Source organism: Streptomyces sp. NTH33, from assembly GCF_003236365.1.
Classification (GTDB): Bacteria; Actinomycetota; Actinomycetes; order Streptomycetales; family Streptomycetaceae; genus Streptomyces.
Genome location: NZ_POTZ01000046.1, coordinates 1 through 15,259, shown reverse-complemented (window position 1 = coordinate 15,259; position 15,259 = coordinate 1). Strand labels below are relative to the sequence as shown.

The following is a 15,259-nucleotide window of genomic DNA, read 5'->3' as shown; positions in this document are numbered from 1 at the left end:
GATCATGCAGTCAGGGCGGTGACGATGCACTCTGGGACGTCCTTGCCTCCGATGCGCGTTTGAGGAGTGCCTGCACGGGCTACGCGACCCAGGAGCACGCAGCACGGGCCCCATGTCGACCTGCGGCACCGCGTGTGCTGAGTGAGCCTTGACCCCAGGGAGTCCTTCGCAGCTCATGACGCCTGGGCCGGGCAGAGGAGGCATATGGTGACCGACACGCTCGCTCAGCTGTCCGCGTCCGGGGTATCGATCTGGCTGGACGACCTGAGCCGGCAGCGGCTCGTCGACGGCAGTCTGACCAGGCTGGTCGCGGACCGGCACGTCGTGGGGGTGACCACCAACCCGACGATCTTCGCCAAGGCCATCGAGCACAGCGACTGCTACGAGGGCCAACTCGCCGATCTCGCGCTGCGCCGTGCGGGGGTGGAGGAGGCGTTGCGCGCGCTGACCACGTCCGACGTGCGCTGGGCCTGCGACGTGCTGCGGCCGGCGTACGACTCCAGCGGGGGTGTGGACGGGCGAGTCTCGATCGAGGTCGATCCCCGTCTGGCGCACGACACGGCGCGCACGGTCGCCGAGGCACGGGCGCTGTGGTGGCTGGTGGACCGCCCGAACCTGTTCGTGAAGATCCCCGCGGCCAAGCAGGGCCTGGAGGCGATCAGCGCCTGTCTGGCCGAAGGCGTCAGCATCAACGTCACGCTGCTGTTCTCCCTGGAACGCTACGACGCCGTGACGGAGGCGTTCCTCACGGGCATGGAACGCGCCCGGGACGCCGGGAAGGACCTGTCCGGCATCGCGTCGGTGGCGTCGTTCTTCGTCTCCCGGGTGGACACCGAGATCGACCGGCGGCTCGACCGGCTGGGCGGGGAGAAGGCCGCGGCCCTGCGCGGACGTGCCGCCCTCGCCAACGCCCGGATCGCCTACGAGCACTACGAGCAGGCCCTTGCGACGGACCGCTGGAAGCGGCTTGCGCAGGCCGGTGCCCGGCCGCAGCGGCTGCTGTGGGCGTCCACCGGCGTGAAGGACCCGGCCTACGAGGACACCCGCTACGTCGTCGGCCTGATCGCCCCCGACGTGGTCAACACCATGCCGGAGGCCACCCTCGACGCGGTCGCGGACCACGGAGTGCTGCCGGCCGGCCACATCCGCGACACCTACGGCGAGGCACACCAGGTGCTGGACGAACTCGCCGGGCTCGGCGTCGACTACGCAGATGTCGTCCAGATGCTGGAGGACCAGGGCGTGGAGAAATTCGACGCCAGCTGGGACGAGCTGGCCGGGAAACTCACGGCCCGCCTTGACGCCTCCGCCGGCGACCCGCCCGACCGCACCGACGACAGCAGGGAGCATGCGTGATGGCATCAGCGACGTTCGTGATCGTGGGAGCGAGCCTGGCCGGTGCCAAGGCCGCCGAAGCACTGCGCGGGCACGGCTTCGACGGACGGATCCTGCTCATCGGGGACGAGCCGGACCACCCCTACGAGCGGCCACCACTGTCCAAGGGCTACCTGCAGGGCAAACAGGACCGTGAGACGATCTTCGTCCACCCGGAACAGTGGTACGCCGAGCAGGCCATCGATCTGCGAGTGGACACCACCGTCACCGAACTCGACCGTGACCGGCGCACGGTCACCCTCTCCGGCGGCGAGAGGATCGGCTACGACAAACTGCTCCTGGCCACGGGCGCCTCCCCGCGACGCCTCCCGGTACCCGGCGCGGACCTCGACGGCGTGCTCTACCTGCGCCGCGTCGGCGACTGCGAACGCATCCAGCGGACCTTCCAGTCCGCCTCCCGCATCGTCTTCGTCGGCGGAGGCTGGATCGGTCTGGAAGTGGCCGCCGCCGCCCGCGAGGCCGACGTGGACGTGACCGTCCTGGAAGCGGACGAACTGCCGCTGCTGCGCGTCATGGGCCGGCAGATCGCCCCCGTCTTCGCCGACCTCCACCGAGAGCACGGCGTGGACCTGCGCCTGACCGCACAGGTCACAGAGATCATCGGCGAGAACGGTACGGTCGCCGGTGTCCGCCTGGCCGACGGCACCCGCATCGACGCGGACGCGGTCGTGGTCGGTATCGGTGCCGTCCCCAACACCCAACTCGCCGCCGAAGCGGGCCTGAACGTCGACAACGGCATCATCGTCGACGCGTCCCTGCGGACCTCCGACCCCGACATCCACGCGGCAGGCGACGTGGCCAACGCCTTCCACCCGATGCTCGGCAAGCACATCCGGGTGGAGCACTGGGCCAACGCCCTCCACCAACCCGAGACAGCGGCCCGGTCGATGCTGGGCGAGGCCGCCTCCTACGACCGCGTCCCGTACTTCTTCACCGACCAGTACGACCTGGGGATGGAGTACGCCGGCTACGCCGAACCCGACAGCTACGACGATGTGGTCGTCCGCGGCGATCTGACGAGCAGGCAGTTCATCGCCTTCTGGACGGCCCAGGGCCGTGTGCTGGCCGGCATGAACGTCAACATCTGGGACGTCAACGAAGCGATCCAGCACCTGGTCCGCTCCGGCACGCAGGTCGACCGGGACCGGCTGGCCGACCCGGACGTGCCACTGGAGGAACTCGCCACCGGGTGAGTCGCACTGAATGCGCATGGATCAGCCGTAGGCGTTGCGGCATTGCCCTGAATGTCGCAACGGTTCAAACACCTCCACGATCAAGGTGTTGCGACGACCGGTTGAATCCGCCGGATCGAGGACGAGGCCCATTGGATCGTCACCTGTCTCGACGCCCTTCAGGTGTTCGACCGCGAGGACACCCAACTACGCCTGGAACCGCTGTTGCGCCAGTGCACGACGCTCCGTGTGTGACAGGTTGTGTCACCGAGCCGGCCGCCCGCATGCCGGGCGACCGGTCGTCTGGGGGCTCGTCTCCGGCTGACCGTCGATGGCGTACGGTATCCGGCGGCGCGCTGCCCTGTTCACGCCGAGTTCCGACAGCCGAGGCCCTGGGAGGCAAGGCGCGTGAGGACGCACGAGGGTCGGCTCGGGTTGATCACCGGCCCCAACGTGGCCGCAGCCTGTCCGCCGATGATCTTCCTGGGGCGTGCTTGTCGTCGGACAAGCTCGCGACCGACTGCCTCCCCGCGCACTCATTCCTTGGCTCTTGCTCTGATCGCTGTCAGATGCGGTCTCGTCCGGATGTGATCAGTCGATGTCCGGATCATCGGACTCTTCGAGGAGACGGGCCGCGAGGTCGTCGGCCCTCCCCCAAGCTCTCGGCTTCGCTCGAGCAGGGGGGACCCCCATCACGGCCCAAGCGCGGAGTGCGGTGATGGTGGCGTCATCGAGCCCATAGGCGGCGAAGGCTTCGTCGTCGGTCCACTCGGCGCCCGTGAGATTCGACTGCAGATCCTCGCGCTCGAAGCGGCCGCGGGCGTGGCGGCGGCCGAACTCCTCGAGCTCGGCATTGGTCCAGCGGCGGGAGGCTGCGAACACGTCGATCAGATCGCGGGGCGCTCCGCGGTCGGCGAGGGCGCGGACCTTGGTCCCGATGACGTCCTCCTCCGCGAGGACGGGCCCGTACGGGCTCTGGGCGACCGGCCGCCAGAAGATCTCCTTGAGGATGTCGACTTCGCATTCCTGCCCGGTGGCCGGGTCGGTCACGGTGAAGCGGGCGGATAGCGGGGCGGTCTCCAGCGTGTGCACCTTCCAGCCGCGGGCTTCCAGGCCGGCGCGGAGCGCGGCCGCGATGTCGGCCATGGGCGCCGGGTTCTCGGTGGCGACGTCGAGGTCCTGGCTGGGGCGGTTGACGAGGTGGTGCGCCCGTACGGCGTACCCGCCGGTGAGAACCAGGGGATACGGGGAGCCGAGGGCGATCACATCTGCCAGGAGCCGCGTGTGCAGCTCCGGCATGTCCGTCACGCGGCTGCCCGGGTGCGGGAGGCGAGCTGGGGGAAGGCGTCCTCCCACACGGTGCGCACGGTGCGACCGACGAGTGTGCGCAGCACCGGCCACATCTGGAGGAGCAGGTCCTGGTTGAGGTAGCGGGGCAGGTCGTCGCGCAGGCCCTCGTGCAGGACAGTGCGGTACAGGCCCATGCGCTGACGAGGCTTGCCCAGGTCGTACGAGGTCATCCCCGACCAGGCCATGTGCAGCGGCAGCTCCACGACCCCTTGGGTTGGGCCGTGCAACTGGTCCAGCGACTCCGGCAGACGCCGCCGGAACTTCTCCCGGTACAACGCGAGATCCTCGGCGACCGCGCCCGAGAGGCCGCTCGGCGCCGGTGCGGGATGCTGTGGGCTGGAGGACATGCCTCCATTATGACGGCGGGGGAGCGGTAAGGGTCATGATGCGCAAGCTTGCGTCCGCAGTGAGCGGGACGGGCTCGTGCAGGGTGTCTGGGCGTGACAGCGGGGCAGTGAGCCGACACCTGCCCTGAACTGTGCTTTTCTATGACTCGCTCAGGCCGACGTCCTTCCGATGACGCATCATGTGGAGTGCGTGGCGATTCTTGAATGGGCGGCTAAGGGGGCCGCGATGATGTTCTCGAAGGCCGTGACGATGATAGAGGCGAAGCTGTCCACGGGGCTGTCCCCGGTGGCCTCGACTATAGGGTCGGCCAGCGGGTGCTGCTGCCGGGCCCCGTTCATCCAGCCGAAGCCGGGGACGTGGTCATGCCTTCGGCACCGTCAGCGTACGCACGGCCGGAACGAACCGCACGAGGATTCCGTGAGCCCCCGGAGCACCAGGCCACGAGCAGCTTGGTGGCGGAGTAGCCGGGGATCCACGCAATGACCTGTCCAGGCGGAAAGTCCACCGAATCCAGGCATCTGCCCTTCCGCTGTGGCATCTACTTCGGAGCGGGCACGGTGTCGGGAATGACAGCGGTGCGTGCGGCTCGCTGCTGGGCACGGCTCTCGTACACCCTGGGCCTGAGTATATTGACAGAGTCAACGCGTAGGCTTCGCTCGTCGGCTGCACCATGCCTCAGGTGCGTCGTTGCCCGCCATATCCAGCTAGACCATCCCTGAAACGAGAGACCATGGAGCAGCACGATGAACCGGTCACGCTCAGCCTTGCAGGGATCGCGCGGCTTGCCGGAGTCAGTCGTGCCGCCGTGAGCAACTGGAGGCGGCGGCACAGCGACTTCCCGGAGCCGGTCGGCGGCACGGATGCCAGCCCTATGTTCTCCCTGGCGGATGCGGAGTCCTGGCTTCTACGACACGGCAAGATCGACGAGTCCTCCAGTGGCTGGGACCGTCTCTGGCCGCGGATCGAGGACCTCGGCGACCGGGACGGGATGGCCCATCTACTGGCCTCGGCGGGGGAGCGCCTGGCGATCCCGGCGATAGACCCGCCGCGCGGAGCCCCGGAACCCAGTGCTGCCGACCGGAGGCTGGCGGACGAGGTCGTGCGGCTGGCCCTTCGTCAGTCGCCGAAGGAAGCCTTCGCCGTGCTGCTGGATCGTTGGCACGCTGTCCACGTACGTCAGTTGTTCGTCAGTCCCCGCCAACTGGCCGACACCATGGTGGCTCTGGCGGCCGAACTCCGTGACGGCAGTGCGCCGGTGCATCGGGTGCTGGACCCTGCGTGCGGAATGGGTTCGCTCCTGGCTGCGTCCGGTCGGCGATGGTCGGGACAGGTACCTCCGCCTGCGCTGGCAGGTGTCGACAACGATGCTGCTGTGGCTCGCCTGACCCGAGCCAGGCTGGCTCTGGAGTTCCCGGGCTGTGAGCGACACGTGCAGTCTGGGGACACACTGCTTGATGCCCCCCTGCGGCACGCCTCCCGCGCCGACGTGGTTCTGAGCTATCCACCGTCCAACGAACGCTCCTGGGGACACGACGAACTGGCGACCGATCCTCGCTGGACGTACGGCACGCCACCACGGACCGAGCCTGAGCTGGCGTGGGTGCAGCACTGTCTGTCCGTGCTGGAACCTGGGGGAGTCGCAGTGCTGGTCCTACCACCGGGTGTTGCTTCGCGCCGGGCCGGACGGCGAATCCGGGCGGGGTTGGTGCGCACCGGAGCCGTGCGAGCCGTAGTTGCGCTGCCACCCGGGAGCGCGCCGCCGCATGGGGTGGGGTTGCACCTGTGGCTGCTGGCGACGCCCCGTGAACACCCCGCGGACGAGGTAACCTTCGTCGACGCTGCGGACTGCCGGACGACCGCGCTCACCGGTCGCGGCATGGCCGTCGACTGGGACGGTCTGCGTGAGCGCACCGTGGCGGCCCTGCGTGGCAGTGACCTACCTGCCGTCACACGGGTGCCGACCGCGGAACTGCTCGGCGACGAGACCGACCTGACGCCCTCTCGCCGTACCGTGACCGAGCGGTCCGTGGGGCCGGTGGAACTGCGCCGCACCTGGACCGGCTGGGACAAGGCGCTGATGGACATGGACGATGCGGCCAAGGCCGTTCGCGAACACGAGGCGAGTGCCGCAGTGCCGGACGACTTCGGCTACACCTTCGTGGGTGATCTGGAGCGTTCCGGTGCTCTGGACGTGACGCCCGGCAAGGTTCTCGCTGACGATCTGATCCAGCAGGGAGCGCAGGCCGAGGATGCTCTGCCCGTCGTCACCCCATGGGCCGTACGGGGTGAGGAGCCATGGGTTGCCGCGGCGCAGGCCGCCGAGTTGGAGGCTGAGGGGCAGGGGGTTATGACGTCTTTCGGCGATGTCGTAGTCGTGACCGCGGCCGGCGGATTCGACGTCTGGGTCGAGACGGCCGGACCGCGACTGCTCGGTGCCCACACCGTCCGGCTGCGGACCGACCCTGCACTGCTCGACCCGTTCTTCCTCGCCGCGTGTCTAAGCGCGCCAGGCAACGACCAGCGGGCAGGGACGCGTGCCTCCTCTTCCTCTCGGGTCGACGTACGCCGACTGCGCGTCCTGCGCGCGCCGGCGACGCAGCAGCGGCGGATCGGGGAGGTCCACCGCCGACTCGTACGGTTCCGGGAGGCGGTGGCCGACCTGGGCAGGCACGGTGATGTGCTCTCCGCCATGTTGTCGGGGCTGCTGGCCCAGGGCAGGCTGACGGAGGAGTGAGGGGCGGGGCCCGGCAGAGGCCGGGCCCCAGTTTCCGCGGAGCTCGTCAAGCTGGCCCTGGCAGGCGGTCCAGCAGCTTGCGGATTGCCTCGGGCAGCGCCGGGGACACTTCACCTTGCCTCGCGTCCAGAACAAGTTCCTTCACTTCGACTCCCACTTCTCGGCAGAATTCCACGGTCTGGCGGGATGGTCCCGTCCCGGGCCAGGACGCGAGTTCCTCGGCCAGCTCCAGCCAGGTGTCGGCCACCGCCTGGACCGGGCTTCTTTCCGCAGTCATCACCTGGACCGCGCCGAGCCGTGCCCGGGCTCGCAGTTCACCGGTATCCGTGCCGGCCGATGCGTCCGCGAGCCGCCTGGCGACATCCCGGCAGATGCGGCCCGCGGAGGCAGTCTCTCCGCGCAGCATCTGAGCACGAGCCACGATGAGGCGCGCGCTCTGCACCTCGCGGACCGCCCCAGGAAGGCACTGCTCGGCACGCAGCAGAATGGCGGTCAGCTCGTCGACGGCCTTGTCCGGTTCGCCGCGTTCGATTTCCATCTCGGCCTCGGAGCACAGATTCCGGAGCGCGGACCGGGTGGGACCGCCGACGGGTCGGCGATGCACCCGAGGGCGGCGCGGACCCGTCGGCGGTGCTTCCGAGAGCGGGGCCGCAGCGATCTCCGGGACGCGATGGGGCAGCGTCGGGTCCGGGTCGAGGGCGGGGCGTGGAGAGGGGGCGCCCGGCGAGGGCAGCAAGGGCCGCCAGATCTCAAGCGCCAGTTCCAGAGGCGGCCGATCGGCGGGCGACTTGGCGAGCATACGGTCCGTGATGTCCACTATCTCGGACGGCAGGCCGGGGACATCGTCGCTGAGCAGCGGCGGCCGCTCCTCGCAGTGCAGGCGGGCCAAGTCGTAGTCGGAGTGGCCGGCCTCGAAGACCAGCCGTCCAGTCACCATCTGGAACGCGATGCAGGCGACACTGTAGAGGTCGGCCTCAGGGCCCGGGTTGCGTTCGCCGCGGTGGATCTCCGGGGCCATGTAGCCGATCGTGCCGGGCGTCCGTCCGTTGGTGTACCGGGTGGCCGCCGGATCTTTCGGCAGGGCGATGCCGAAGTCGGTGAGGTATACGACGCCGTCGCGTCGGGCCAGCAGGATATTGGCTGGCTTGACGTCCCGGTGCACCACGCCCGCGCCGTGCACCCGACCGAGCACTTCCAGCAGCGGGACGATCACACACGCCGCAGCCGACAGGGTGGGCCTGTTCCGGGTGAGAAAAGCATGCAGGTCATCGCCGTCGACGTACTCTGTGACGAGGTACGGGCGCGGCAGGGAGAGATCGGCGTGGACGAAGGCTGGCACGCCCCGGCCACCGAAGCGTTGGTGCATTTCGCACTCGCGGTCGAACCGCCGTAGCTCTTGTGGGGTGGGAGTCCGGTACCCGCGCAGGGTGGCCTCCGGATCTCGAGGCCACAGGAACTTCACCGCGACCGGCCGCTCGGCATGCCTGTCGTCGGTCGCCCGGTAGACGACCCCCATGCCACCCCAGGCGCCTTCGCCGGCGCGGCTGAATCTGCCCGCGAGCTTCTTCCCCGCCGGCCATGGCTCCACCACGCCCACTCCCTGCCTCTCCTGGCGAACCGGCAGACATCAAGCTACAGGAGATTCTTGCGTGCCTTGACTTTGTTCACAGACCTCTGTCACGGTGATGCTCTCACCGTCGAGACTGCAAGGAGTCGGCACCGTGCAGCCCTGGGACAACCCTCCCGGTACGGTCGGCGTCGGGCGCCTGGCCCGCATCCCGGTCCGCCATCTGCGCGAGGAGGAGCCCGGTTGTCCGATGAACCGTGCTCTCAGTGTCCGCCGCGACGTGTTCGCTGCGGAACGGGTTTCGTCCAAGACCCCACGCGAGGAGTTCCCGTTCGCGCTCGTGCAGGAACTGCTCGACCAACTGGAGTCCGGCGCGGCGCAGAGCATCGAAGAGGCCATGGAGCGGTGTCACCGGACGCGGTCCCGGTGCCTGCCGCAGCACGTGACCTGGTCGGCGGCGGCCGCCGAGCGTTACCTCGACGCCTGGAGCAGGGACCAGGAAAGCCGCAACGGCGCCGACCTCCCCCGCACGTTCCGCGCCACGGACGCATGGATCGCGTTCCGCACGCTCGAGGAACCCGACAAGCGCGGCATCACCGACTACGAGCGCACCGTCTGGGGGAGGCAGTACGTCTCGGACGACGCAAGGCTGCGTGAACTCGTGATTCCCGCCAAAGGAAATGCCAAGGAGCGTCTTTCGCTGCCCGAACTCGCTGCTGTCGGCTCTGTCCTGTATTACGGGACTCCGGCCCGCATCCCTTCCTTCGAGCATCACTCCCCAGCCCGCAGGCACCCGGCGCCACCGCCGCGGCCAGAACGTGTCCGGGTTTACTCCGCCGGCCTCACCGAAGGCCGGGTCCGTCTTCTGCGTACAACGGAGACCGACGCCTTCGCGGACTGGACCGCTGAAGAGATCACGGCCTTGCACGAGCAGCACGTCGTGCCCCGGCTCGGCCGTGTCCTCGACGGCCGCGATCGCGTCGCCGGTGCCCACTGCGCGGGTTGCAAGGTGTTACCCGAGTGCTCCGTCGTACCGCGGGTGCCCGCTCTCCTCGTGCTCCCGCCTCCCACGCGGCCTCGCAGGCGGCGCACGGTATCGGTCAGCGACCTGAGAGCACACCGCGACTGTCCCGCCCGCTACCACCTGACCCGCGTACTCAAGCTGCCGGCCTCCGTTCAGGAGAACGAGGCCGTGCGCAGAGGCCGGGCCGTCGACGGCTGGCTCAACGCCCGGCACGCCTCGGCGGACGCCTCGCCGTGCCGCGAGGTGCCTCTGCCCGCACACCTGCCCGGCCTCACGGACGACGAGCTGGCCCCCGCCCTCGGCATGCTCCGGGCCCACCGGGCCAGGTGCCCGCTCGACAATCCGGCGGCGACGCGGTTCCGCCCGCAGCATCGAGTGATGGCCCACGATCCGCAGTCCGACGTCATGGTCATCGCCTCGTGCGATCTGGTCTACGAGGAACGCGGCGGCGTGGTCGTTCGCGAGACCAAGACCAGCGCATTTCCACCGGGCGGCCGGTCCGTTCTGCTGGAGAAGCATCCGCAGCTCGCCCTCTCGGTACTGCTTCTGGCGGCCGGCGTGCTCGGCGGCGATTCGCGACGGTCCCGTGTGGAACTGGAGACCCTCCGCCCGGACGGGGTGTCCCTTGAGGAGTTCGATCCGGGCGATGAGGCCACGGCCGAACACGCCCGTACCGTCCTTGCCTCGTACACCGTGCCCTGGTCCGCCGAGACCCGCTACGACGCGGTGCCCCGGCCCGGTTACGACTGCAGGGGCTGCGAGGCACTGTCCTGGTGTGCCACTGGTAAAGAGCGCGTGGCTGCCGCAGGTTGAGGGAAGTTCCCGTTGTCGCCGTCATGTCGCTCGTCGCACCACCTGGAGTGGAAACCGTGCCCGCGAGTCCCCTTGCCACCTTCGATTCGTCCGCCGAAACGCTCGATGCCTGGGCTGCCCATGACGGCGTGCCGCTGCTGGCTACCGTGGCCCGTGCTCTGTGTGTCCTGGACCACACCACTGGGTTGGATGCCTTCTGTCTTCCGTACCCGCCCGTCGTCCAACTCGCCCTGGACCGGGCGGTCGTCGCCTGGCTGCGCGGCGGACTCCGGCCGCCCGCCTCACTTGCCGAACTCGTCCAGCGGTGTGCCGACATCCCGTTGGAGGACTGGCCGCTGTCGCTGCCGTCGGACGCTGTCGGCCCGGACGACGTTCTGCTCGACCCGTACTCGCATCGCCCCACCCAGTTGTGCCATGAGTGGAGCGAATGGGAGCGTTCGGCGCCCGACCCGGCTGTGCGGCATCGCGACCAGCAGGTGATGCGGACCGCTCTGGACCGCTGCCGCAGCCACGGAGAGGAGGACGCATACACCGAGTTCCGCAGCCTGCTGGTGCGGCGGCCGGTGCTGACGGCCCAGGAACTCTTCGCTTTGCACGGTGACTTCACGCTGGAGCCGGTCTGGGAGCTCATCGACCTGATCTACCCGGAGGTCTCTCTTTCCTGGAGCCGGGACGGTTGTTACGCGGTGTGCGGTCGCTGCGGAACACTGCTGACGCCGCTTGCGGGCGGAGAGTGGTGGTGTGAGCGGGATCGCTGCCGACGGCAGGGAGACCCGCCGGTCGGCCGTCTGATCGAGGCGGCTCACGCCGGCACTGTGTACCAGCTGGAGCGCCCGCTGCGCCGACACGTCACCGGGCCCGGACTGGCTGAGGTGGAACTGGAGGACCGGCTCACCGGTCTGGGCCTCGACGTCACCATGTGGCCCGGTTTCGACTCCTACGACCTGCTGGTGGCCTTCCCCGACGGCCACCGCTGGGCCGTCGACGTCAAAGACTGGGCGCACCCGGCCTTTCTCGGCCGAGCCGCCCGCCCCGTGCGGCCCGAGCCTCCGTACGACGAGGCGTTCTGGGTGGTGCCTGTCTACCGGGTACGCGAGCGCCCCGGCTATCAGCAGGCGTTTCAGCGAGCCCGGCCCGCGGCGGCCGCTGCCGTACGCCTGCTCACCGACGACGAATTGATCCGGGCTGCCCGGCAGCGGCTGGCCGAGTCGCGCCGTGGCACCCGCGCCGACAGCCAGGAGGGCACAGATGCGTGACGAGAAAGCCTGGTGCGAGGCGGTAGCGGGGGAGTTGAGCAACGAGTGGCCCGAGGCCGGAGCCCCGGACGGGTTTGGCCCCGTCGAGTTGTGCCGCGTCGAGCTGGGGCTGCGGCTGCTCGAACGGCTTGCCCCTACGGCGGATGCCGTGGACGCCTATGCGCTGTTCGGCGGTTACCCGTTCGCGCAACACGCCGGGCTGGCGCAACATCCGGGGCAGCGCACGGCCCTCGCCGCCGCCCGGCACCTCCTGTGGCCGCTGCGGCGGCGTGCCTGGCGGCAGGCGCTGGACGCCTACCGGTCGGTCGCCAACAGGCTGCGGGCTTACGAGCTGCCGCCGACCGGCACCACCGGCAGTCCCCGACCCGTGGTGCCGATGGTGGCCGGGCGCCGGATGGACGTCTACGACCAGGCCCTCAGCCGGCTGCCGGACCTGGTCACCCGTGCCCTCAAACCGGCCCCCGCAGGGACGAGTTCCTTCCAGGAACGCCGCCGCAACGCCTCGGTCACGATTCCCGAGGAACTCGTCCGCGCCAACCCACCCGGCCACGACCTTGCCGCAGGACGGCCCGGGGGCGGCGAGCCGATCAGCGTGTGCCGCGCCGAACTGCGCGCGACGGCCCGGTGGATGGACGAGCGCGAGCGCGAGGCGGAGGTCCCGCATCCCGGTCACTGGGAACAGCGGCTGGAGGGGGTCAGGTTCGCGCCCCGCAATGCCGTGGGAACGGACTACATCGAGGCCGACGAGGTCGAACTGGCCGGCATGGTGCACCTAGCTGGCATGGTCGGTGCCGGCAAGAGCACGTTCATGATTTTGGTGGCCGTCTGGGCCGCCCGGCGCGAGATCCCGCTGCGCACCACGCTCGTCGTCGGAGATGTCGCCGAACAGCTACGGCTGTGCGGTCTCTTCGAGGCACTCGACATCGCCGTCGCGCCGGTGCTCGGCACGACCACACGCGAGCAGCACGTCCAGCGGCTGCACCGGCGGCTCTCCGCCCGAGGGTTCGATAACCTCCTCGACCACGACGACCCCGGCTTCGACCTGCTGAGCACCGCCTGCGCAGTGAGCGGTCTGCGCGGCGTCGACGGCGATCCGCTGCAATACCGCGACGCACCATGCACCCGGTTGCATCCCGAGCCACAGCGCGGCCCGGCGGAACCGGAATCGGTCGTCCTGGAGCGATGGACTCCCGACCGGAGGAACACCGCACCCCGCCAGGCCCACGCCCCGGACCGCTTGCCCGGCAGCCCGCACGGTTGCCCTCTGTGGGCCGAATGCCCGCGCCACGCGGCTGCCCGCGCGCAGGTCGACGCTCTGATCTGGGTGGCCAACCCGGCCAGCCTGGTACAGAGCCAGGTGCCCGCGCACCTCAACGACGAGCGGCTGCGCCAGCTGGAACTGGCCTGCCTGCGCAGCGACCTGATTTTCGTGGACGAGGCCGACAGCGTCCAGATGGCACTGGACCGCCTCTTCACCCCATCCGGCACGCTGGTTCGCCCCGACACCGACTCCTGGCTCGACCAGCTGAACCGCTACAAGATCGAGGAGCTGAGCAGGCGCGCCCGCCTGCCGCTGACCGACGGCCAGGTCGCCCAGTGGAACCGGGCTTTGGGAACCGTCACCCTTGCCGTCGATCCGCTCTGCGCTCTGCTGATCAAGGACGAGAACCTCCGGGAGTGGGCTGATCCCGCCTACTTCAGCCCGTGGACCCTCCAGCAGAGCCTGCTCGACGACCTGTTCCGCGATGTAACCCGGCGCCACCGCGAAGGCGAGCAGTACCAGGCGGAACGGGAGGCGTCCGCCGCGGCCGACGTGGCTGAGGACAGCGCTGAACTCTACGAGGGCTATGACGACGTGGCGGACGAGCCGGGCCCCTCCCCGCACCTCGCGCTCTCCCCGGCCCGCCGCCTGCTCGAGGCGGCCTGGGATGCGTTCCGCGACGATCCGTTCGGAGAAGGCGACGTCCCCGACCCGCTCACCGGCGTCCTCACCGACACGGCCGACGCCCTCCTGCACCACATGGCAGCGGGCCGCACGAGGGATCGGGTGCGTGAGCTGGCCGGTCAGCTCGTCGACCGGGTGACGGAGGAAGTACGGGCCGAACAGCCCGCATCCGCCACGCCCCCGCCCGAGCCGACGAAGGACTGGTGGGACGTCCTATGCCTGCGGCTCTCCTTCCTCCTGCTGCTCAGCACCCTCCACCACAGGCTGGAGCGCCTCACCTTCCTATGGCCGCACGTGGAGGCCGCCCTGCGACTGGACTCCCAGGGCAGGGAGCTGGCCCGGCGCGTCCCGCTGGACTACGCCCCGCTGGTGCCCGAGGCGCCCATGGGCAACATCCTCGGCTACCAGTACCTCCCGGACGGCGAGGAACGCGACGACGCTGGCCGCCGCGGCGGCACCCTGCGCTTCTTCCGGTGTGCCGGAGTCGGGCGCGAGCTACTGCTGAACCTGAACAGCCTCGGTGCCGACCCGGCCACCGGCCGTGGCGGCCCGCACGTCGTGTTGATGTCCGGCACCAGTTGGGCCGGCGAGTCCAGCCGCGCCCACGTCCGCGTCCCGGTGACCCTCGTCCTCAAGCCCACCGAGGCGTCCCTGGCTGCCGTGGCCCGAACCTCGTTCGCCACCCGTTTCCTCTACGACCGGGACGAACGCCCGATGAGCCTCTCCGGCACACCGCCGCGCGACCGGCTCGCCCAGGCGGTCGCGATGGCCCGGCGGCTCGGCGAACCGGGCCCGGGCGGCTCTTCGGTACTGGGCCAGGAGATCAGCCGTATCCCTGAGACGACGCGGCGGAGAGCGCTGATCCTCGTGGGCAGTTACCGGGAAGCCGCTGCGGTGGCCGAGGCACTGCACCGGTTCGACGCCTGGCGCGGCAAGGTGAGCGCGCTGATCCCGGACGACGAGGCCCGCGGCAGCGGCGTACCAGCGGGCACCGCCCCGGGGCAGCAGGACGAGACTCCGGCGACACTACGGCGTGGCGACGTCGCCCGCTTCGCCGACGATGACACCGCAGAAGTCCTGGTCGCTCCGCTGCTGGCCGTCGAGCGTGGCCACAACATCCTCAACGAGGAGGGCAAAGCGGCCTTCGGCACGGCCCTGTTCCTGGTCCGCCCTCACCCTCGCCCCGACGACCTCGACCTGTCCGTCTTCGCCGTCAACGACTGGCTGAGCGGCATGCTCCGCGACCAGCCGCGCCGCGACACCCTCGACGGCCCGCACACGCTCACCGAACTCATGGAGAAAGCGGGCTCGCTAGACGAGGCGGCCGGAGCCCTGCGCCAACAGGGCCGCCGCGAATGGCGTCGGCTGCTCAACCGCAGATACGCCTACAGTTCACTGCCCGCCTGGGAGAAGCGCGCCTTCGCCTGGGACCAACTCGTCACGCTCTGGCAGGTCATCGGCCGTCTGGTGCGCGGCGGAGTGCCCGCCCGGGTGGTGTTCGTCGATGCCGCCTTCTCGCCTCGCCTGGCGAAACAGCTCGCACCCGGCAGCACTGGCCAACCGTCCTCCGGGACTGATGTGCCGGGCACCGACGGCCTGCTCCACGCCCTCGCCGGCATCCTCGACCCCTACCTGACGGACCTGCCCGACACCGC

9 protein-coding genes are annotated in these 15,259 nt (G+C 69.9%); 6 read left to right on the top strand and 3 right to left on the bottom strand.

Features of this window, described 5'->3' with window-relative positions; translation table 11 throughout:
• Window positions 1-207 precede the first annotated feature (207 nt).
• Window positions 208-1,356 (top strand): transaldolase, encoded by a 1,149-nt coding sequence (gene tal / locus C1I97_RS07215; RefSeq protein WP_111002406.1) that lies wholly within the window; start codon window positions 208-210, stop codon window positions 1,354-1,356.
• Complete coding sequence (locus tag C1I97_RS07210) at window positions 1,356-2,588, top strand: NAD(P)/FAD-dependent oxidoreductase (protein ID WP_111002392.1); 1,233 nt, start codon at window positions 1,356-1,358, stop codon at window positions 2,586-2,588. Before tal ends, C1I97_RS07210 begins: the two co-directional genes overlap by 1 nt.
• 570 nt (window positions 2,589-3,158) lie before the next feature.
• Here the strand turns inward: C1I97_RS07210 and C1I97_RS07205 are convergent.
• Window positions 3,159-3,866: a nucleotidyl transferase AbiEii/AbiGii toxin family protein gene (locus C1I97_RS07205; protein ID WP_181446616.1), complete on the bottom strand. Its 708-nt coding sequence runs from the start codon at window positions 3,864-3,866 to the stop codon at window positions 3,159-3,161.
• Window positions 3,867-3,871: 5 nt separating this feature from the next.
• Window positions 3,872-4,264: a hypothetical protein gene (locus C1I97_RS07200; protein WP_111002390.1), complete on the bottom strand. Its 393-nt coding sequence runs from the start codon at window positions 4,262-4,264 to the stop codon at window positions 3,872-3,874.
• A gap of 731 nt (window positions 4,265-4,995) precedes the next feature.
• Here C1I97_RS07200 and C1I97_RS07195 point away from each other — a divergent pair.
• Window positions 4,996-6,999: an N-6 DNA methylase gene (locus tag C1I97_RS07195; protein ID WP_181446615.1), complete on the top strand. Its 2,004-nt coding sequence runs from the start codon at window positions 4,996-4,998 to the stop codon at window positions 6,997-6,999.
• A gap of 46 nt (window positions 7,000-7,045) precedes the next feature.
• Here C1I97_RS07195 and C1I97_RS07190 read toward each other — a convergent pair whose 3' ends face one another.
• Entirely contained in the window at window positions 7,046-8,596 is a 1,551-nt protein-coding gene (locus C1I97_RS07190; protein ID WP_111002388.1) for a serine/threonine-protein kinase, read from the bottom strand.
• 124 nt (window positions 8,597-8,720) lie between these two features.
• On the opposite strand from C1I97_RS07190, the gene C1I97_RS07185 reads away from it, so the two are divergent.
• From C1I97_RS07185 to C1I97_RS07175, 3 genes are all read left to right on the top strand, one after another.
• Window positions 8,721-10,403, top strand: coding sequence for a PD-(D/E)XK nuclease family protein (locus C1I97_RS07185; RefSeq protein WP_181446614.1), 1,683 nt, complete (start codon window positions 8,721-8,723; stop codon window positions 10,401-10,403).
• A 128-nt stretch (window positions 10,404-10,531) separates the two neighbouring features.
• Complete coding sequence (locus tag C1I97_RS07180) at window positions 10,532-11,659, top strand: restriction endonuclease-related protein (RefSeq protein WP_146608174.1); 1,128 nt, start codon at window positions 10,532-10,534, stop codon at window positions 11,657-11,659.
• The coding region (locus C1I97_RS07175) for a hypothetical protein (protein WP_111002385.1) at window positions 11,652-15,259 on the top strand (3,608 nt) is incomplete at its 3' end. The genes C1I97_RS07180 and C1I97_RS07175, both read left to right, overlap by 8 nt.